Here is a 20,629-nt window from a genome sequence, read left to right on the forward strand (position 1 = left end):
CCCGACGTTTGTGGGAGCCAGATCTCATTTTGGCTTCTTTGTAACCTTTTTCGCCTTATTTAACAACCATTTTAAGCATTGGTGGCTACTTTTTAACTTCTATTTGTTTACATAAAATTTACATATGGTGTGAGTATTTAAAAATAAGCGGCAGATTAACTTATTACTTATCAGTCATATAAAGGTTATTCGCAGTAAAAAATGTGTGAGGCTGTCAGCTATTTCATTGTGAAATGAACCATCTGGTTACAGCTTTCAGTGCGGCGCATAATACGTTAAATTCGTGATCTAATGTTAATAAATCCGCACAATTTGTTTGCACAAAACCCCTATTATTGGCTTATCATCCGCATCGTTATTACTGATATCACCTGTCAGGATGAAAGCCTCCCGCCTTAACCTTCTGATAAATATCACTAAAAGTCATTTTATTACGCATTCCTGAGTCATTTGGCTCACACCCAACCCAGCGAGAAATGAGATGGAAAACGATCCTTCAATCATGGAAAGCAATGTCACTGCTAATGGAACCGGTTTCAGTCGTCGTCAACTGCTGAAAGGTTTAACCTCCGCAATGGTTGCCAGCACCCTGCTCGGCTTTCCGTTCCTGAGCCTGGCTGAAAAAGAGACGGCCACCGCGTCGCCGGTTATTTTCGGTCAGTTCTACCTGATCTCTCAGGCCATCACGGAACATAAAAATATCAGCGAAGGTGCTTCCGCGCAGATTTTCAACGCGTTCCACCGCTCGCATCCGGATTTCGCCGCGCAGGTCACTCAGCTGCATGCGCTGGTCAAACCGGGGCAATCCGCCAAAGCCTTGCAGGAAGCCGCACGCCAGCAAGGCCTGGGTGATCTGGTGACGCTGATCGTCACCGCCTGGTACACCGGCACAGTCGGCCATGGTACCGATTCCATTTTAATATCGTATAAAGATGCACTGATGTATCGCCCGGTAAGCGACGGCCTGATCGTGCCGACTTACTGCGGTAACGGTCCGCTGTACTTCACCGCTGCGCCGCCTGACGCCGCGATGCCTGAATCCATGAACGCCGACCGTTTTACCAACATTTCTGAATCTGCTGATGTGAGCAAAGCCTGATGAAAAAACCCGAATTTACCGCAGACGGCGATGCGTCTGCTGATGTGATCGTTGTCGGTTCCGGCGTCGTGGGCGGCATGATCGCCGATCAGCTGGTCAGCCAGGGCTATTCCGTACTGGTGCTGGAAGCCGGTCTGCGTATTGAACGTGCGCAGGCCGTAGAGAACTGGCGCAATATGCCGTTCGACAACCGTGCCGGTTCTGATTTCCAGGGACTTTACCCGCAGTCAGAAAACGCCCCCGCGCCGCTCTATTTCCCGGAAAATAATTATGTCCATCTGACCGGCCCAAGCGCGGGCAGCTTCAAGCAAGGCTATCTGCGCACCGTCGGCGGCACCACCTGGCACTGGGCGGCGTCCTGCTGGCGTCACGTTCCTAACGATTTCAAAATGAAAACGTTATACGGCGTGGGTCGTGACTGGCCGATTTCCTATGATGAACTCGAACCTTATTACTGCCGCGCAGAAGAAGAAATTGGCGTAGCAGGCCCGAATGATCCGGCGTTGCAATCCCCTTCCGAGCGCAGCAAACCCTATCCGATGGAGCAGGTGCCGTACGGTTACGGCGACACCCGTTTCGCTGAAATCGTGAACCCGCACGGTTACCGTTCGGTGCCGATCCCGCAGGGCCGCAGCACCCGCCCGTGGAACGGTCGCCCGACCTGTTGCGGTAACAACAACTGCCAGCCCATCTGCCCGATCGGTGCCATGTATAACGGTATTGCCCACGTGGAACGCGCCGAAAACAAAGGTGCCGTGGTACTGGCCGAAGCGGTGGTCTACAAAATCGACACCGATGAAAACAACAATGTGACCGCCGTTCACTGGCTGGACAGCGATAAAAAATCGCACAAAGCCACCGGTAAAGTGTTCGCACTGGCCTGTAACGGTATCGAAACCCCGCGTCTGCTGCTGATGGCAGCTAACGAAAAGAACCCGAACGGGATTGCCAACTCGTCCGATCACGTTGGCCGTAACATGATGGATCACTCCGGTTTCCACTGTACGTTTATCGCCAAAGAACCCCTGTGGATTGGCCGTGGTCCGGCGCAGAGCAGCTGCCTGGTCGGCCCCCGCGATGGCGATTTCCGCAAAGAGTATTCAGCCAACAAAATGATCCTCAACAATATCAGCCGCGTAATCCCGGCAACGTCTAAAGCGTTGCAGATGGGGCTGGTGGGGAAAGAGCTGGATGAAGAGATCCGCCGCCGTTCCATCTTTGGCGTGGATTTGTCCATCAGCCTGGAACCGCTGCCGGATCCGAATAACCGCCTGACCCTGAGCACCACCCGCAAAGATCCGCACGGTCTGCCGTGCCCGGACATTCATTACGACGTTGGCGATTACGTGCGTAAAGGTGCCGAAGCCGCACATAAGCAGCTGGAACACATCGGTTCCCTGTTTATGGCGGAAGAATTCAACATCACCACCAGCCTGAACGCCAACAACCACATCATGGGCGGCACCATCATGGGCAGCGATCCGAAGGATTCCGTGGTCAACGGTGAATGCCGTGCGCATGACCACGCGAACCTGTGGTTGCCGGGCGGCGGTGCGATCCCGTCTTCCAGCGTGGTGAACAGTACGCTGACCATGGCCGCACTGGGCCTGAAAGCGGCGGATGACATGGCGAAAAAACTGGCAGGTGCAGCATGAAAAAAATCCTTGTTGCCGGCGTGTTAAGTGCTTCGTTTTGCGGATTCGCTGCGGCACAGGACAATCAGGCGGAGCTTATCCGTCAGGGTCAGGAAGTGGCGACAGCCGCTGACTGTCAGGCCTGTCATACCGCGCCGGAAGGCGGTAAGCCGTTTGCCGGTGGCTATGAAATCCACTCGCCGATGGGCACGATTTATACCACCAACATCACACCGTCGAAGCAGTTTGGTATCGGTAATTACACCGAAGAACAGTTTACCCGCGCGGTGCGTGCAGGCGTTCGTCCGGATGGGGCAAACCTGTATCCGGCCATGCCTTACACCTCTTACAGCCACATGAGCGATGCCGACATGCACGCGCTTTACGTCTACTTCCTGCAAGGGGTGAAGCCGGTCGAGCAACCGAATACTGAAACCGCCCTGCCGTTCCCGTTCAACATGCGCATTGCGATGGCGGGCTGGAACATGATGTATCTCGACAGCACGCCGTTTAAGCCGGATCCGTCGAAAAGCGAGCAATGGAACCGCGGCGCGTATCTGGTCAACGGTGCCGGTCACTGTGATACCTGCCACACGCCACGTAACCTGATGATGGGTTCAGTGACCGATAAACCGCTGGCGGGCGGTATGGTCGGCCCGTGGTATGCACCGAACATCAGTTCTGATCCGGTCAGCGGTATCGGCAACTGGTCGCAGGATCAGCTGGTGGAATACCTGAAAACCGGCCGTACCGCCGGGAAAAATCAGGCGGCAGGCGGCATGGCAGAAGCGGTGCAAAACAGCCTGCAATACATGTCTGACACGGATCTGAACGCGATTGCCTTCTACCTGAAAAACAGCACACCGGTGCGCGACCCGCGGGATACGCAGGCAGCGGATACTTTCGGTAAGCCGGTAAACGTGGAAGAAGGCCTGCGCGGCGCGCATCCGTATAACGCGAACAAAACCATCGATAACGGTGCGGCCTTGTTCAGCGGTTATTGCGCCAGCTGTCATCAGCCGGACGGCTCCGGCAGCAAGAATCAGGCGTACCCGTCGCTGTTTAACAACACCGCTACCGGTCTGGGCAACGCGTCAAACCTGATTTCTGCCATTCTGTACGGCGTGGATCGCCAGGTCGGCGACCATCATGTGCTGATGCCGAAATTTGGCGTGGGTTCGTATGTCGGTCAGCTCGACGATCAGCAGATTGCCGATATCTCCAACTACGTGCTGAAGAACTACGGCAACGCGGGCGTGCAGGTTAACGCGCAGGATGTCGCGGTGTTACGCGCCGGCGGGCCGGTCACATTGCTGGCAAAACTCCAGCCGTTCATGGCGCCAGCGATGGTGGCAGGCGTGGTGATTCTGCTGGTGCTGATTTTCTGGCTCGGACGCAAACGCAAAGCGAAAGCGGCGTAATTCGTTCAATGCAATGCAAAACGGCCCTGCTTAAGGGCCGTTTTTTTATGTCAGAAACTTAGCTTACCCTCTGCCCACCAGCGGCATCGCGCTCGCCATTACGGTCATGGTCAGCACGTTAGTATCAAGCGGCAAACCGGCCATAAATGCCACCGCCTCACCGACACGTTCCACCGGGATCACCGGTTCTTCGGCGATATGCCCGTCGGCCTGCATTCTGCCCGCCAGCGCTTTATTGCCCATGTCCGTCGCCGCATTGCCCACATCAATCTGCCCGCAGGCAATATTGAACGCGCGCCCATCCAGCGCGGTGGATTTGGTCAGACCGGTAATGGCGTGTTTGCTGGCGGTGTACGGCGCAGAATTCGGGCGCGGAGACTGCGCCGAAATCGAGCCGTTGTTGATGATGCGCCCGCCCTGCGGCGATTGCTGTTTCATCAGTTTTACCGCCGCCTGCGTACATAAAAATACGCCGGTCAGATTGGTGTTGATCACCGACAGCCAGTCTTCCACCGGCAGTTCGTCGATGGGCACATCCTTCACATTGTTACCGGCGTTATTGAACAGCACATCCAGCCGCCCGAAGGTTTCCTGAATATCCTGAAACAGCGCGGCGACCGACTGCGGGCTGGTAACGTCCAGTTGCCGCGCCACCGCCTGCCCCGCTGAAAATAACTTCACCGCCTGATCAAGCTTTTCTTTATTGCGCCCGGCCAGGATCACGGTAAAACCGATCGCTTCCAGCGCCTTCGCGGCACTCAGGCCAATGCCACTCCCGCCGCCGGTGACTAAAGCAATTTTCGCGTTTTCTGTGCTCATCTCGCTTCCTTCTACACCGCGGCCAGCATGCCGCCATCAATGAATAAAAGATGCCCGTTGACGAAATCTGAGGCACGGGATGACAGATAAACTGCGCCGCCGACCAGCTCTTCCGGGTTACCCCAGCGCGCTGCCGGTGTGCGTTTACACAGCCAGTCGGAGAACTCTTTGTTATCCACCAGCGCCTGCGTCATGTCGGTTTTGAAATAGCCCGGCGCGATGCCGTTCACCTGAATATTGTAGCGCGCCAGCTCAACACACATGCCGCGGGTCAGCATTTTCACCGCGCCCTTTGACGCGGCGTAAGGCGTGATGGTGTCGCGGCCCAGCTCGCTTTGCATCGAACCGATATTGATGATTTTGCCGCGCTCGCGCGGGATCATGTAACGCGCCACTGCCTGAGAAACCAAAAACACGGATTTCTGATTCACGGCAATCACGTCGTCCCAGTCTTTCTCCGGAAACTCGGTGAATTTGTGACGGCGCTGGATCCCGGCGTTATTGATCAGCACATCGATCGGTCCGATGGTGCTTTCAATGTGATCAATCCCCTGATTCACCGCCTGACTGCTGGTGACATCAAACGCAACGGCATGGGCGATAAAACCTTCCGCCCGCAGGGCTTCGGCCGCCTTTTGCGTGGACGCCTGCTGGGTACCGTTGACGATAATTTCAGCGCCGTGCTGCGCCAGCCCTTTCGCCAGCAGGAAACCCAGACCGCGCGTGGATCCGGTGACCAGTATCTTTTTGTTATCCAGTGAGAAGAGATTTGTCATAGCATTGGCCTTATGGAGGAAGCGGTTCGAAGCGTTAGCCACACTACAACGTTTTAGGCGCGGGCAAACTGTGATGCAGATCACTTTGAAGGATGTTAAAAAACGCTGTTACCCTTCGTGTGATCATCATCATTTTGATAACAATTCACGGCGCTTTCTGTTTCAATAATCAGGACTATTTGCAGGCACAACCAGGAACATTCCGCATGAGAAATCAGCGCGTGACACTACAGGATATCGCCCAACTGGCAGATGTGACCAAGATGACGGTCAGCCGTTTTCTGCGCACGCCGGAAAAGGTGTCTCCTGAAACCCGCGAGCGCATCACCAGGGTGATGGAGGAAGTGGGATATCCGCTGGAAGAGGCGCGGGGACCGGCCAAAGCGCCGCGCATCGGCATTCTTGTGCCGTCGTTTAATAATCAGATCTTCTCCGATTTGCTGGCCGGTATTGAATCGGTGACCTCGGCACAGGGCTACCAGACGCTGGTGGTCAATTATGATTACAGCAAAGAGCGCGAAGAAGAGCACATCATCAACCTGCTGGGTTATCAGCTGGCGGGGCTTATCCTGACGGATTCCGTCCATACGCTGAAAGCCGATAAGTACCTGAATGCGGCGGATATTCCAGTGGCACAGGTGATGGATCTGGATGATAGCCATGGCCGGATCGCCGTAGGGTTTGACAATCAGCAGGCCGGCTACGACATGGCCACCACGCTGCTCGCCAGCGGCAAACAGCATGTGGTCTATTTCGGCTCGATGTCTGATGCCCGCGATCAGAAACGTTATCAGGGATATTGCCGCGCAATGAATGAACGCGGGCTGACGCCGGTGCATATCACGCCAAATAAAGTCTCGTCGGTGTCTATTGGCGCAGGCATGCTGGCAATGGCGCGCCAGCTGGATCCGCAAACCAATGCAATCTTATGCACCAATGACGATATTGCGGTCGGCGTGTTACAGGAATGCCTGAAATTAGGCATCCGCGTGCCGCAGGACATGGCGATTTCCGGTTTCCACGGGCTGGATATCGGGCTGGCCACCACGCCGCTGCTGGCCAGTGTCATCACGCCGCGCTTTGAAATGGGTAAAGTGGTGTCTGAAATATTACTTAAAAAAATCAATAACCTGCCTACCATTGAGCGGGTCGATTTGCACTACCGCATCTCGCTTGGCGGCACCATTTAACCGGGTATTTCCTCTTCTTTTGCCCTGTCACCCTTCGTTTGTCCACGCCTGAAATAAGGCGTGGGATCACGTAAGAAGTAACACCTTTTCTTAACATAATTCAACGTGACTCATGTCACGAAATACTTTCCTCAAAATGCTTTTATTAGGGCATCGCCTGATACCCCTACACAGAGGAAAGAATATGAATAATAAGATTCCTAAGGCCCGCTGGTTACGCGTCATCGCTCCCATCCTTATCGCCTGTATTATTTCTTTCATGGACAGGGTTAATATCAGTTTCGCCATGCCCGGCGGAATGGACGCTGAATTAGGCATTACCGCATCAATGGCCGGTCTGGCCGCCGGTATATTCTTTATCGGGTATTTATTCCTGCAGGTTCCGGGCGGCAGCCTGGCGGTTCACGGCAGCGGACGTAAGTTTATCGCCTGCTCGCTGATTGCCTGGGCGGTGATCTCCATCCTGACCGGCTTTATTACCAATCAATATCAGTTGCTGTTCCTGCGCTTTGCGCTGGGTGTGGCCGAAGGCGGGATGCTGCCGGTGGTGCTGACCATGGTCAGCAACTGGTTCCCGGATAAAGAACGTGGCCGCGCCAATGCGTACGTGCTGATGTTCGCGCCGCTGGGCGGGATGATCACCGCGCCGCTGTCCGGCCTGATTCTGGATACACTCGACTGGCGCTGGTTGTTCATCATTGAAGGGGCATTGTCTTTCGTGGTGATGATTTTCTGGTGGTTCACTATCAGCGACCGTCCGGAAGAAGCCAAATGGCTGTCAGAGCGCGAACGCGACTATCTGGTCACCGAGCTGAACCGCGAACGCGACGCCCTCCGGGCACTGGCGCCGGTGAACAATGCGCCGCTCAAAGAGGTGTTCCGCAACGGTTCTATCGTCAAATTGATCATCATTAACTTCTTCTACCAGACAGGGATCTACGGTTACACCCTGTGGCTGCCGACTATCCTGAAAAACCTCACCGGCGGCGACATGAGCTCGGTGGGTATGCTGGCGATTATCCCTTACGTGGGCACCATGCTGGGGATCCTGGCGATGTCGGTGATGTCCGATAAGACCGGCAAACGCCGGATGTTTATCGCCCTGCCGCTGTGTGGTTTTGCAGCCTGTCTGGCGGCGTCGGTGGCATTCGGCCATAACATCATGGCGGCCTACGGTTTCCTGGTCGGTGCCGGTTTCTTCCTGCAAGCCGCCACCAGCGCCTTCTGGACCATTCCGGGCAAAGTGACCACGCCGGAAGTGGCAGGCAGCGCGCGCGGTGTGATTAACGGTCTGGGGAATTTAGGGGGCTTCTGCGGGCCGTATCTGGTCGGCGTACTGGTCAGCCTGTACGGTCAGAGCACCGCGATTTACGCGCTGGTGGCGTCATTACTGATTGCCGCAGCGGTCACCACGTTACTGCCGAAAGAGTGCGACATGGCGCTTATCCCTGGCGCGAAAGCCAAAGCGATGGCGGATGAATATGCCCGGATGCGGATAAGCCGCAAGACGAAAAGCATAAATACGCCCATTACCGGTTGATCATTACGTCGCCCTGATGCAGGGGTAATTCGTATAAATGATAATGATTATTCAGGTAAGCATTATTATTGGTGAAGTAAAGTCAAATTTTTAGACTTTATATAATACGCGGTTAAATTTTGTACTAATCTCTGATCGTAAGTCCTTCGCAGTTAACTTTACGCTCTGAAGATAAACATGACTTTAACGCTAAAAACATCACACCCTGAATTAGACAGTGCATTGAAAAGCATAGATAAAGACAACATAACGACCCCGGCAGAATTCATGGCTATCCGTGATTCTGCCGATCAGGCGCTGACAGTGGTAAAGAATGAGCCCACGCTGGAGGCAGTCAAAGTCTTCCAGAAAGAGATGGATGAAGCCGTGCAGTCCATGCAGAAAGTCGCGCTTGCTGCGCGTAAAAATAAAATCACGCCCGAAGAAAGAGATGCACTGATCGCCGGTGTCGAGGCACAGGTGGCATATGTGGTACTGGGGTATAAATCCAGTATTGAGCGGCTTAATACCTTTAATCAAAAGTAAGCTGACTTACTGATATTGAACGGCAGAAAAAGGCTGGCTAAATAATACTATTTAGCCAGCCTTTATTTTTGGTCGCGTCTGCTACGGCTCTTATGATGCTTTTTGGGGCTGCGGGCGGCTCGCGTACAGGTACAGCAAGGTGGCCGCAATCACGCAAAACGCCATTGAACCGACCATCGGCCAGGCACTTTTCGCGGTAAACAGTGACAGAATGGAACCAATCGCCGCACCGGTGCCGAAACGAATCGTCCCGGCCAGAGAGGCCGCGGTACCGGCCATATGCGGAAAGTCATCCATGATCACCGCCATGGCGTTAGACGTCACCATGGCAATCACGCCGACATACCCCGCCACGCCCATCACCATCGCCCAGAACGGCAGACCGAGCAGGCAAACCACGACCAGCCAGATACCCATCGCCAGCTGCACAAACAGGCCAAAACGGAACATTTTGACGGCACCTGCGCGGCGAACGTTACGGCTGTTGATAAGCGTCAGGATCACCAGCGCCACAATATTGAGCGCAAAGTAAAAGCCGAAATTCTGCGGTGAAACTCCGTTCAGCTCGATATAGACAAACGGACCGGCGCTGAGAAAAGAGAACATCCCGGCGAAGGAGAAACCACTCGCCAGCATATAACTGAGCACGCGTTTATGACGGAACAGTGAGACAAAGTTGCCCACGCTGGTGCGTAAATGGAATTTTTGTCTTCGCTCTTTGGGTAATGTTTCTTTGATGTACACCGCGACCAGCGTCGCTGCGATCAGTGCCGCAATGGCCATCGCCCAGAATATCGCGTGCCAGCTGAACAGCACCATCAGCACGCCGCCCAGCATCGGAGCAAGCAGCGGCGCGACGGTCATCACCAGCACCACGAAAGACATCATCCGCGAGAACTCGTCTTTGGTGAACATATCGCGCATCAGAGCGTTGATCACCACGCTGGCCGCCGCTGCGGCTAAGCCGTGCAGGAAACGCATCCAGACCAGTTGCTCGACCGACTGCGCCATCGCACAGGCTCCGGCCGCCACCGCAAAGATCATCACGCCCCAGAAGATCACCGGTTTACGCCCGAGGCTGTCTGCCATCGGCCCGTAAAACAGCTGCCCTATCGCAAAACCCAGCACATACGCGCTGAGGGTCATTTGCACACTGCCCGCCGGAACACCATATTCCTGCGCAATCACGGGCATACTTGGCAGATACATATCGATAGCCAATGGCATCAGCATCGATATCAATCCCAGAATGAAAATTAATCCAATATGGGATACCGGTTTTTCCTGCACGTTCACCACCAAATTAATCAGATAATGAAAAAACTACCGCGGGGGCATGCCAACGCTGGCAATTTCCTGCTCAGTTAACGGACGATACTGGCCTGGCTCCAAATCTTCATCCATCACAATCCCGCCAATGCGTTCGCGGTGCAGTGCCACAACGTGGTTGCCCACGGCGGCAAACATGCGTTTAACCTGATGGTAACGGCCTTCGCTGATGGTCAGACGCACCACGCGCTCATCGACTTGCTCAAGCTGTGCCGGTTTGGTCAGGGAATCTTCGTTGTGCAGCTGAACGCCCGCTTCAAACTGTGCGGCAGTGTCATCCGCCAGCGGATTTTCGAGCGTCACCAGATAGGTTTTTTCGCACTGATGGCGCGGAGACGTAATGCGGTGCGACCACTGGCCGTCGTCGGTCATTAACACCAGACCGGTAGTGTCGATATCCAGACGCCCTGCGGCATGCAGTTTGTACGCCACCGGCTCTTCGAGGAAGTACAGCACGGTCGGGTGATCGGGATCATCGGTGGAACAGACATAGCCCTGCGGCTTATTAAGCATGAAATAACGCGGACCGGTGATTTGATCCAGCACGTTACCGTCGAATTCGACACGCTGCTCGGGGCTGATTTTCATCGCGCCGGTTTTGACGATTTCACCGTCAACGGTGACACGTTTGTTGCGAAGCTCACGCAGAACGAGCGCGCGGCTTACACCTAATTGCTGAGATAAAAACTTGTCCAGACGCATTGGATCGGCTTGCCTTACATGGCGATCTGAGTGATCGCGTTACTGATAAAACACAAGACCCCGCCGCCGCATTCAAGCAACTGACAGGGTTCAGGGTTGTTCGATTCGTAATACTTTCAATTCGCAATAACTGCAAAACGTGATTATTACTTCGAGGGGGCAGATGCACTGCCGCATTGAGACAGAGAGTATAGCCGCGCTTAGCGACGCATCCTAGGAGGAAAGCATAAAAATAAGCAGGCTACACATTCCCACGGCGTGATTTGATTGCTCATCGCCATGCGGCAGATTTCTTGGCATACTCCACCACTGTATTTATTAACATGTAAATGAACAGGTGATGGCCGACCCGTGACTGCTTTTACGCTCCGCCCCTATCAGCAAGATGCCGTGGACGCCACGCTGCGTCATTTCCGTCAGCACGATGAACCGGCGGTGATCGTACTGCCTACCGGCGCGGGAAAAAGCCTGGTGATTGCCGAACTCGCCCGCGTCGCACGTGGCCGTGTGCTGGTGCTGGCGCATGTGAAAGAACTGGTGGCCCAGAATCACAGTAAATACCTGTCCTACGGGCTGGAAGCGGATATCTTCGCCGCCGGGCTGAACCTCAAACAAAGCAGCGGTAAAGTGGTGTTCGGCAGCGTGCAGTCCGTGGCCCCCAATCTGGCCGCGTTCAGCGGTGAGTTTTCCCTGCTGATCGTCGATGAATGCCACCGCATTTCTGACGATGACACCAGTCAGTATCAGCAAATCATTACCCACCTGAAAGCGCAAAACCCGCGCCTGCGCCTGCTCGGGCTGACGGCCACGCCTTACCGTCTCGGCAAAGGCTGGATTTATCAGTACCACCATCAGGGCATGGTGCGCGGCGATGCCAACAGCCTGTTCCGCGACTGCATCTATGAACTGCCTTTACGTTACATGATCAAAAACGGCTTTCTGGTGCCCCCTGAGCGGCTCGATATGCCGGTGGTGAGTTACGATTTCAGCCGGTTGCAGGCCAACAGCAACGGGCTGTTCAGCGAAGCAGATCTGAACAACGAACTGCGCCAGCAAAAACGTATCACGCCACACATCATCAGCCAGATCGTGGAGTTCTCGCAGGATCGCAAAGGCGTGATGATTTTTGCCTCCACCGTGGAACATGCCGGTGAGATTTTTGGCCTGCTGCCCAAAGGCGAGGCGGCGCTTATCAGCGCCCAAACGCACGCCGTCGAACGCGACCGGCTGATCACGGCATTTAAAGCGCAGCAGTTACGCTATCTGGTGAACGTCTCAGTGCTGACCACCGGTTTTGACGCCCCGCACGTAGACTTGATCGCCATTTTGCGTCCGACGGAATCGGTCAGCCTGTATCAGCAAATCGTCGGGCGCGGGCTGCGTCTGGCGCCGGGTAAAACCGATTGCCTGATCCTCGATTACGCCGGAAACCCGCACGATCTTTTCACGCCGGAAGTCGGCAGCCATAAACCGGCGGGCGATAACAAACCGGTGCAGGTCTTCTGCCCCGCCTGCGGCTTCGCCAATATCTTCTGGGGGAAAACCACCGAAGACGGCACGATCATCGAACATTTTGGCCGCCGCTGTCAGGGCGTGCTGGAAGATGACGAGGGCAACCGCGAGCAGTGCGATTTCCGTTTCCGCTTTAAAAGTTGCCCGCACTGCGGCGCGGAAAACGATATCGCCGCGCGGCGTTGCCACCAGTGCCAGGAAATTCTGGTCGATCCGGACGATATGCTGAAAGCCGCACTGCGCCTGAAAGATGCGCTGGTGCTGCGCTGCAGCGGCATGAATCTGGAACACGGGCGCGACGATAAAGGTGAATGGCTGAAAATCACCTATTACGATGAAGACGGTGCGGATGTCTCCGAACGTTACCGTCTCAGCACGCCCGCCCAACGCATGGCGTTTTTGCACAATTTCCTGCGCCCTCACCAGCGCGCGCCGGGTGTGCCGCTGGAATGGCAGACGGCGGCGGATATCGTCGCGCTGCAGGTTTTACTGCGCCACCCGGATTTCGTGGTGGCCCGCATGAAGGGTCAGTTCTGGCAGGTGCGGGAGAAAATGTTTGATTATGAGGGGCGATACCGGCGTGCCAACGAACTGCGCGGGTGAGTAAATAAGCGGATCCTGGCTATTTATATTGCTGCCACCGCCCTGCTCCGGTATCATACCGCCCGCTTTCGCCTTGTGTGGAAGCCGTAATACTCAACTCGTCACTCGGTCGCAGGTGGCGGGGCAAATCTTAGAAGTAGTGCTAATAGAGAAACATACAATGTTCACTATCAATGTTGAAGTACGTCCGGAAGCAGAGCAGGGCAAAGGTGCGAGCCGCCGCCTGCGTTTAGAAAACAAATTCCCAGCTATCATTTACGGTGGCTCAGCTGCTCCAGTTTCAATCAAACTGGACCATGATTCTGTTAAGAACATGGAAGTTAAAGCGGAGTTCTACTCTGAAGCTATTACTCTGGTTGTCGACGGTAAAGAAACCAAAGTTAAAGTTCAGGCTGTTCAGCGCCACCCGTTCAAGCCAAAACTGGCTCACATCGACTTCGTTCGCGTTTAATCGCTGACTGAGTTGTTGCGCATCGGGACGCCGTGCGAGAACAAATAAAAAACACCGCTCAGGCGGTGTTTTTTATTGGGCGCTGTTCAGCTTTTCTCCCCTTTCACCAGGGAGAGGATCGGGAATTACTTCCCGCTTTTACGCTGCAACTGATCCCGCAGATTGGGTGGCGTACCTTTAATGGTCAGCGTATCGGTCGCCGGATCCCAGAAAATACGTTCGCCCATCAGCATGGCATCGAAATTAATGCTCAGACCGCCGCCGCTGCCGGCGAATTTGGTCAGCTGACGCAGGGTGCTGCGGTCCGCCGGGAACGTCTCTTCCAGCGCGTATCCCTGCTCCTGAGTAAACTCTTTAAATTTCTTGTCATTCCACGGCGGCAGCTCTTCGGACAAATCATCCAGGGCGATTTCTTCGCCTGCCTGCAACTGCTCATTACAGTAGGTGTAAACCTGCTGACGGTAATTCTGACGCTCATTTTTATCGAGCTGCGCTTCGGTACAGAAATCATCCACCGCCTGTAACAAACCACGGTTTTGCGCTTTGGTGTCCAGACCCACGGACGCGCCGAGGAAATCCATGAAGAAGTCAGAAACTTTGCGCCCTACCCGACCTTTAAGGAACGTCAGATAACGGGTGGATTCAGGATTGGTTTCCCATTCGGTCAGATCGACACGCGCCACGATGTCCGCATGGTTGATGTCCAGATAATGAATACTGCTCACATCCAGTTGCTCATTCACGCGCATACTGCTGCGGCTGTTCAGCACCGCGACCAGTAAATAATCCACCGCCAGGAAGCGATAATGGCAAAACAGCACCACGCCGCCTTCGGCGAACGGATATTTAGCCAGCTCGTCACGCAGGCGGCCGGTGGCGGCGCGGCTGAATGACAGGAAATCATCGTCCCCTTTGCGGCAGCCACGCAGTGCAACGGCCAGCTCGCTGTCTTCGTTGAACAGACCGTACGCTTTGCTTTTTGCACTGTAGACGCGGTGCAATTCCGCCATCATTTCATCAACGGCAGCATTTGGCGTCAAAAGCGTGTCGCGCAGCACAACATCCAGCGTTTGCTCATCGCGTTTGTTCAACTGGTGCAGAGCGATCTGCTCGATATCCAGACTCATGGGGACTTTCTCCTGTTAGAAATGCAGCCGTATAAGGGGGGTTTGCCTGCGGGGCGTATTCAAACACTGAAGCGCCAAAGCCGCAACCACTCCCGCCGCTGAAACACTGATTAATAGATGCGATCAATACCGGAACGTTATCTCCGTTATAAAAATGCGGAAACTGATGCCGTGATCAGCTAAGATATTGGACTTTGTCAGATCAAGAAGCACAATACTCTATGGCACAATCATCCCGTTACAGTGACGAACATGTTGAACAGCTCCTTTCCGAGCTGGCAACCGTTCTTGAAAAGCACCGCGCCCCAACCGATCTTTCTCTGATGGTTCTGGGCAATATGGTGACTAACCTGATTAATACCAGCGTCGCTCCTGCACAGCGCAAAGCGTTATCACAGTCTTTTGCTAATGCCTTGCAAGCGTCGATAAGAGAAGATAAAGCCCATTAATCCATTACTTGCCCAATACCTCTCATGGTGACAAATAGTCAGCGCTATCGCGAAAAAGTTTCCCAGATGATCAGCTGGGGGCACTGGTTCGCCCTGTTTAATATCCTGCTCATTCTTGGGATCGGCAGCCGCTACCTGTTTGTTTCTGACTGGCCTTCTTCCCTGCAAGGGCGCATTTACGCGCTGGTCAGCTGGCTTGGGCATTTCAGTTTTATCGGTTTCGCCGCCTATCTGCTGATCATCTTCCCGCTGACCTTCGTGGTGATGTCGCAAAGGCTGTTGCGGTTCCTGTCAGCGATACTGGCGACTGCCGGGCTTACGCTGGTGCTGGTGGATACCGAGGTCTTTACCCGTTTCCACCTGCACATCAATCCTGTGGTTTGGGAACTGGTCGTCAACCCCGGACGGGGCGAGATGGCGCGCGACTGGCAGCTGATGTTTATTGCCGTGCCGGTGATTTTCCTGCTCGAAATGCTGTTCGGTACCTGGGCATGGCAAAAGCTGCGCAGCCTCAACCGCCGCAATTTTGCCAAACCCATCGTCGTGCTGTTTATCGTCAGCTTCTTTGCTTCGCACCTGATGTATATCTGGGCGGATGCCAATTTCTATCGCCCGATCACCATGCAGCGTTCAAATCTGCCGCTCTCTTACCCGATGACCGCGCGCAAATTCCTTGAAAAACATGGTCTGCTGAACGCCGAAGAGTACCAGCGGCGCCTTATCGAGCAGGGAAATCCGGAAGCGCTGGCGGTGGAATACCCGCTCAACAGCATCACGTTCCGCAATACCGGCACCAAATACAATCTTCTGATGGTGGTGCTGGACGGCGTGCATACTTCCACGCTGGATAAGGACATGCCTGCACTGAACGATTTTGCCAAACAGAACATCCGTTTTGAGCAGCATTTCAGCTCCGGTAATCGTGATGATACCGGCCAGTTCGGCCTGTTCTACGGCATCTCGCCGACGTATATGCAGGGCATTCTCGCTGCCCGTAAACCTTCTGCGCTGGTGACCTCGCTGGAACAGCAGGGCTACGAGTTTGGCCTGTTTGCCTCCGACGGCTTTGATAATCCGCTGTACCGTCAGGCATTACTGACCGACTTTACGCTGCCAGCGCCGGTGAAACAGTCCGATCAACAGACGGTGGCGCAGTGGCAACAATGGCTGAACGTGCGCGGCAATGGCCCGTGGTTCTCCTACGTGAATCTGAACGGCATCAGTGCTTCGTTGCGTCAGAACGGCGACAGCGTGCCGGTGGGGAATACCTTTATTCACCGTTACCAGCGCGGCGCGCAAAGCGTCGATCAGCAAATCACGGCTATCCTGCAATCGCTAAAAGATCGCGGTGAGCTGGATAAAACCGTGGTAGTGATCACCGCGTCGCACGGCATTGAATTCAATGAGAACGGTACCTGGGGTTCAGGCAATGCCATGAACCGCCAGCAGTTGCAGGTGCCGCTGATCATTCACTGGCCGGGCACACCGGCACAGAATATCGATAAGCTGACGGCACATGCCGATGTGATGACCACGCTGATGCAGCGCCTGTTGCACGTCACCACATCGCCGGCGGATTACTCGCAGGGTGAAGATTTGTTTGCTGCGAAACGTCGCCACAACTGGGTGACCACCAGTGACGATGGCACGCTGGTCATTACCACGCCGGACCAGACGCTGGAACTGGAAAGCGACGGGGATTACCGCGCCTTCGACGCCAACGGCAAACACATTAAAGATCAGAAACCTGAACTCAGCCTGCTGCTGCAGGTACTGACAGACGAGAAACGTTTCCTGGCTAACTGATTAGCCTGCGTTGAGAAAAAGGCCTTCACCGATGCGTCAGTGAAGGCCTTTTTGTTTGTCAGTGGCGCGGGCGGTTTACAGCCCCGCCCACCATAGTCTGGCTTTCAGCCCCCATGAAGACGTCCAGCCGGTGGTGGTGCTGACCACCTCGCCTTTGCTGATGATCACAAACGTCGGCGTCACGCCCACATCCCACTGCGACGAGATCTCGCCGCGCGGATCATTAACCACCGGCATGACGGAATGTTTCGCGGTCAGATACTGCTGAATTTTTGCCGCATCGCCCGAACGCAGCGCCACGGTGATCACATTCCCGCCCTCTTGCGCCAGCGTTGCCACCCCCGGCGTGGTCATCTTGCAGATCCCGCACCACGTCGCCCAGAAGTAGACCAGCAGCGGCCGCTGCTGGCTTTGTTCGAGCAGCGTGATGCGTTGCCCCTCCAGAGTTTGCAGGGCCTGATTGCCGAAATTCGCCGGAGCCTGCGGCGCCCGCAGAAAATCCATGCCGGACGTCACGGCAAGGATCAGCAGCGCCATCACCGCCCCTTCGCGTAACCGGCGCTTAAGTTTTGTCATGTTGTGCCTTCGCCAGCTGCTCTTTCACCAGTTTGTTCAGATCTTCCCAGCTGATCGCACCCGCCACCAGCTGATCGCCAATGATCGTGGCTGGCGTCCCCTGAATGCCCAGCACTTCCGCGATTTCCACGTTGGTTTTCAGCTCAAGATAACTGGCTGGCGTAACGGTGATCGGCGCCAGTCCGACACTTTTCACCGCCTCCACGGCACTGGCCTCGTCATGCGGCCCTTTTTTGGACATCAGGCGCTGATGTACAGCCAGAAACTTGTCCGGATGCTGCTCCCAGACGGTCATCGCCGCGCGACCGGCAATGATCGAGCTGGCACCGCGAAAAGGCAGCAACTTGATCACCACCGCCACTTGCGGATTTTCCTTCACGACGCGTGCGAGCAGCGGATCAAACTGTTTGCAGTACGGGCAGTTGTAATCGGTAAATGACACGATCGTCAGCCGGGGATTTTTGGCACCAAAGTGCGGCGTGGCCGGATTGTTGAACAGCGTCTCTTCCGGCGTCATCGCCAGCACAGCGGGCGACATCACCATCATCAGTATCAGCATTAACATTTTCATTATTCAGTTCCCTGGGCATTTTTCAGCCCCTTTAACACGGCTTCGCGGGTCAGCAGCGGCGACAGAATCTCGCCATCAGGCCGCTGCGGGCCATAAATTTGATTGAAGGGTACGGCGACGCTGCCGCGCTTTTGCAAAAATTCATTGATGGAGGGCGATGGCAAACTCCAGTCACCGCGCAGGGCGACGACCTGTTTGTCCGTCAGCGCCTGCTGCACATCATCACGCAGCAGGACATTGTATTTATTGGCTTTACAGGTCACACACCAGTCAGCGGTAACATCCACAAACACCACTTTTTTCTCTGCCAGCGCATCACGAATCGCCTGCTCTGACAGCGGCTGCCAGCGAATTTCATCCCGCGGGGGGTGGATACCGGCGTTCCAGGAGAGGCTGAAGAAGAGCGCCAGCCCCACCACCAGCCCGGCACCGCTGGCGATTGCCGCAGCGCGCAGGCCATAACGACGTGCGCTGGCCACCACCAGTATCAGCAGCAGAACCCCGGCGATGACCATTGCCCCGCGTTCGGGCAGATGGTTTTGCAACAGGCTGAGCAGCCACAGGCAGGCCGCGAGCATCAGCGCACCGAGCGCCATCCGCACACGCAGCATCCAGCGGCCAGGGCGCGGAAGCCGCAACGCCAGCCCCGGCCAGAGGGCGATCATCAGCCACGGCAGGCTCATGCCCATTCCCAGCATCAGAAATAATCCCCACAACACCGGCAACGAAGCCGCCAGCGCAAAAGCCACGGCGGTGCCGAGGAACGGCGCAGAGCACGGCGTTGCCAGCAAGGTGGCGAAGGCGCCTTCGGCAAAATGACCGGCTAAACCGCTGCGTTTTTGCGTCGCCAGCCGCGTGGTCAGGCGGGAAGGCAGCGTGATCTCAAACAGGCCCAGCAGATTGGCGGTGAACAGCGCGGTGACCGTCACCATCAGCCCGATAAACCATGGGTTCTGAAACTGAATGCCCCACCCCAGCGTCTGATTCGTGGCGCGCAGCACCGTCATCAGTAACGCCAGCGCGAGGAACGACGTGATAATCCCGGCGGATGAGGCCAGAAACTGCACCCGGACGCGTTGCCGGTCACGGTGTTCCACCTGCAAAATTGTGCCGAGTTTCATCCCCAGCACCGGCAACACGCACGGCATCAGATTGAGAATAAATCCGCCCGCCAGCGCCATCAGCGCGATCTGCCACAGCACCGCACCGCGGCCTGCGGGCGCGGGCAGCGCCCCGACGTTCAGGTTAAGCTGCTGGGCAAGGCCGCTGTCTGCCAGCACCACGCTGACGCTTTTGCCGCGCAGATCCCCGGCCACATCGCCCCACTCGTCAGTCACCGGCAGCGTGACCTGTAACTGCGCCCCGTCCACCTTCACGACCGGCTTACCAAACGCACTGCCGTCGAGCGTATCAATAAACAGCTCAGGGTTTTGCCAGCCCTGCTCGCGATGAGCAGAAATCAGCAGGCTGCCCGTGCGATAACCTGCCGAGGCGCGGTCTGTCAGCCCTTGTGCAATAGGCACTTTTCCCATTGCGATGGCAAACTGGCGGGCAAAATCCTCACGGTCAGCGCCCGCGCCGGGCTCAAGGCTGAAGGGAAAATCAGTCAGAATACAGACGTTGCTGCACACCGGCAGCGTCAGTGTACCGGCAAGTTTCTCAGGCACCTGAGCGCTGATGATCAGCGGCAAATCGACGTTATCGTGATAGCCCTGCGTGGTGATGCCCGCCACGTCAAACCGCGACGGCGTCGGCCAGAACCAGGTCACGGCACCGGCGACAGCCTCGCTTTCCCAGCTGACGGACGGCGCAATGCCCCCTTCACCGGGCGAGCGCCAGTAGGTTTTCCAGCCTTTTCCCAGACTGACCGACAGCAGCATTCGGGTTTCGCCGGCCATGCCATCCGCAGGCTGCGCCTGTAAACGCACCCTGGCATGTGTATTTTGCGGACTTTGCAGCCAGCCGGAATCGGCTGCTGTTCCGGCGTGCAGCCAGAGCATCAGAAAGCAGCCAAACGCCGCCCTGAATAAACTTCGCATAGATTTTCTCCAAAAATAAAAAGGTCACCTTCCGTTGAACAACGCAGGTGTATTTTTATTCCCGGAAAACGCACAGCCGCAGATGCACCCGCAATCGGGGCACCGGCACGGCGTCGGGGAGACGTAAGCGAATGGCTGCCATCGTGCCGCGTGACAAAAAGGCCAGCAGCAGGCTCAGCGCCAGCAACGCAAATTCCAGGAGGAGAGGCGGAACAGAAAGCAGTGATTTACTGCTCAGTTCGCAGGGTGTGGGGAGGGTTTCCACCCCGGCAGGCTTTTCAGCCAGTGCAGAAGACGTGGGTTGCGTCACAAGAGGCTGATTCAAAATGGCAGATAACGCGTTCAGCCCGGCAATGCGCTGCGTCATACAAGTCAGTATGACGAGACAGGCCAGGCAAAAGAAAATCAGTGCTGAACGCCGTTGTTTATCCACATTTCCCTCGTACAGTTCGCCGCCATT

At 55.6% G+C, this 20,629-nt stretch carries 19 protein-coding genes; 10 read left to right on the forward strand and 9 right to left on the reverse strand.

Annotated features, from left to right (window positions below; translation table 11 throughout):
* The first annotated feature begins 481 nt into the window (after positions 1-481).
* The 3 genes from ACO0U8_RS04155 to ACO0U8_RS04165 are packed head-to-tail and all read left to right on the forward strand — an operon-like array spanning position 482 to position 4,154.
* A complete protein-coding gene (locus ACO0U8_RS04155; RefSeq protein ID WP_183846333.1) occupies positions 482-1,099 on the forward strand; it encodes a sorbitol dehydrogenase family protein in 618 nt (205 codons plus the stop codon).
* A complete protein-coding gene (locus ACO0U8_RS04160) occupies positions 1,099-2,754 on the forward strand; it encodes a GMC family oxidoreductase (protein ID WP_414071382.1) in 1,656 nt (551 codons plus the stop codon). The genes ACO0U8_RS04155 and ACO0U8_RS04160 overlap by 1 nt, the downstream gene beginning before the upstream one ends.
* Positions 2,751-4,154: a c-type cytochrome gene (locus ACO0U8_RS04165; RefSeq protein ID WP_421670354.1), complete on the forward strand. Its 1,404-nt coding sequence runs from the start codon at positions 2,751-2,753 to the stop codon at positions 4,152-4,154. The genes ACO0U8_RS04160 and ACO0U8_RS04165 overlap by 4 nt, the downstream gene beginning before the upstream one ends.
* Before the next feature lie 63 nt (positions 4,155-4,217).
* Here ACO0U8_RS04165 and ACO0U8_RS04170 read toward each other — a convergent pair whose 3' ends face one another.
* Together ACO0U8_RS04170 and idnO are read right to left on the reverse strand one after the other, a co-directional pair.
* Entirely contained in the window at positions 4,218-4,973 is a 756-nt protein-coding gene (locus ACO0U8_RS04170; RefSeq protein WP_421670355.1) for an SDR family oxidoreductase, read from the reverse strand.
* 11 nt (positions 4,974-4,984) lie between these two features.
* Positions 4,985-5,749, reverse strand: a complete 765-nt coding sequence (gene idnO / locus ACO0U8_RS04175) for a gluconate 5-dehydrogenase (protein ID WP_056778472.1) — start codon at positions 5,747-5,749, stop codon at positions 4,985-4,987.
* Positions 5,750-5,955: 206 nt separating this feature from the next.
* On the opposite strand from idnO, the gene ACO0U8_RS04180 reads away from it, so the two are divergent.
* The 3 genes from ACO0U8_RS04180 to ACO0U8_RS04190 all read left to right on the forward strand — a co-directional run bounded on the left by ACO0U8_RS04180 (position 5,956) and on the right by ACO0U8_RS04190 (position 9,004).
* Positions 5,956-6,939, forward strand: a complete 984-nt coding sequence (locus ACO0U8_RS04180; RefSeq protein WP_421670356.1) for a LacI family DNA-binding transcriptional regulator — start codon at positions 5,956-5,958, stop codon at positions 6,937-6,939.
* Positions 6,940-7,123: 184 nt separating this feature from the next.
* Positions 7,124-8,479 carry an MFS transporter gene (locus tag ACO0U8_RS04185; RefSeq protein WP_056778464.1) on the forward strand — a complete coding sequence of 452 codons (1,356 nt, stop codon included), beginning with the start codon at positions 7,124-7,126 and terminating at the stop codon, positions 8,477-8,479.
* Positions 8,480-8,746: 267 nt separating this feature from the next.
* On the forward strand, positions 8,747-9,004 hold the full coding sequence (locus ACO0U8_RS04190) for a hypothetical protein (protein WP_122095792.1): 258 nt from the start codon (positions 8,747-8,749) through the stop codon (positions 9,002-9,004).
* Between the two features lie 90 nt (positions 9,005-9,094).
* On the opposite strand, the gene ACO0U8_RS04195 is transcribed toward ACO0U8_RS04190, so the two are convergent.
* Positions 9,095-10,294 (reverse strand): Bcr/CflA family multidrug efflux MFS transporter, encoded by a 1,200-nt coding sequence (locus tag ACO0U8_RS04195; protein ID WP_056779147.1) that lies wholly within the window; start codon positions 10,292-10,294, stop codon positions 9,095-9,097.
* 33 nt (positions 10,295-10,327) lie between these two features.
* A complete protein-coding gene (rsuA, locus tag ACO0U8_RS04200) occupies positions 10,328-11,035 on the reverse strand; it encodes a 16S rRNA pseudouridine(516) synthase RsuA (protein WP_056778457.1) in 708 nt (235 codons plus the stop codon).
* A gap of 351 nt (positions 11,036-11,386) precedes the next feature.
* Between rsuA and ACO0U8_RS04205 the strand changes: the two genes are divergently transcribed.
* The gene (locus ACO0U8_RS04205; protein ID WP_217204858.1) at positions 11,387-13,150 is read left to right on the forward strand and encodes a DEAD/DEAH box helicase; all 1,764 of its coding nucleotides are present in this window, start codon (positions 11,387-11,389) and stop codon (positions 13,148-13,150) included.
* A gap of 160 nt (positions 13,151-13,310) precedes the next feature.
* The gene (gene rplY, locus ACO0U8_RS04210; protein ID WP_056778449.1) at positions 13,311-13,601 is read left to right on the forward strand and encodes a 50S ribosomal protein L25; all 291 of its coding nucleotides are present in this window, start codon (positions 13,311-13,313) and stop codon (positions 13,599-13,601) included.
* 125 nt (positions 13,602-13,726) lie between these two features.
* Here the strand turns inward: rplY and yejK are convergent, their stop codons facing one another.
* Entirely contained in the window at positions 13,727-14,728 is a 1,002-nt protein-coding gene (gene yejK / locus ACO0U8_RS04215) for a nucleoid-associated protein YejK (RefSeq protein ID WP_056778446.1), read from the reverse strand.
* Positions 14,729-14,949: 221 nt separating this feature from the next.
* On the opposite strand from yejK, the gene ACO0U8_RS04220 reads away from it, so the two are divergent.
* Positions 14,950-15,177, forward strand: coding sequence for a YejL family protein (locus tag ACO0U8_RS04220; RefSeq protein ID WP_056778441.1), 228 nt, complete (start codon positions 14,950-14,952; stop codon positions 15,175-15,177).
* A gap of 24 nt (positions 15,178-15,201) precedes the next feature.
* The gene (yejM, locus tag ACO0U8_RS04225) at positions 15,202-16,983 is read left to right on the forward strand and encodes an LPS biosynthesis-modulating metalloenzyme YejM (RefSeq protein WP_056778439.1); all 1,782 of its coding nucleotides are present in this window, start codon (positions 15,202-15,204) and stop codon (positions 16,981-16,983) included.
* Between the two features lie 75 nt (positions 16,984-17,058).
* On the opposite strand, the gene ACO0U8_RS04230 is transcribed toward yejM, so the two are convergent.
* Genes ACO0U8_RS04230 through ACO0U8_RS04245 form a run of 4 tightly spaced genes read right to left on the reverse strand, consistent with a single transcriptional unit; the run spans position 17,059 to position 20,602 of the window.
* Positions 17,059-17,559: a protein disulfide oxidoreductase gene (locus ACO0U8_RS04230; protein ID WP_421670357.1), complete on the reverse strand. Its 501-nt coding sequence runs from the start codon at positions 17,557-17,559 to the stop codon at positions 17,059-17,061.
* Entirely contained in the window at positions 17,546-18,130 is a 585-nt protein-coding gene (locus ACO0U8_RS04235; protein WP_056778432.1) for a DsbA family protein, read from the reverse strand. Before ACO0U8_RS04235 ends, ACO0U8_RS04230 begins: the two co-directional genes overlap by 14 nt.
* A complete protein-coding gene (locus ACO0U8_RS04240; protein ID WP_421670358.1) occupies positions 18,130-20,169 on the reverse strand; it encodes a protein-disulfide reductase DsbD family protein in 2,040 nt (679 codons plus the stop codon). Before ACO0U8_RS04240 ends, ACO0U8_RS04235 begins: the two co-directional genes overlap by 1 nt.
* A 55-nt stretch (positions 20,170-20,224) precedes the next feature.
* On the reverse strand, positions 20,225-20,602 hold the full coding sequence (locus ACO0U8_RS04245) for a copper resistance protein (protein WP_421670359.1): 378 nt from the start codon (positions 20,600-20,602) through the stop codon (positions 20,225-20,227).
* Between the last annotated feature and the right edge of the window lie 27 nt (positions 20,603-20,629).

This window comes from Rahnella sp. EDr1-12, from assembly GCF_049206505.1.
Classification (GTDB): Bacteria; Pseudomonadota; Gammaproteobacteria; order Enterobacterales; family Enterobacteriaceae; genus Rahnella; species Rahnella rivi.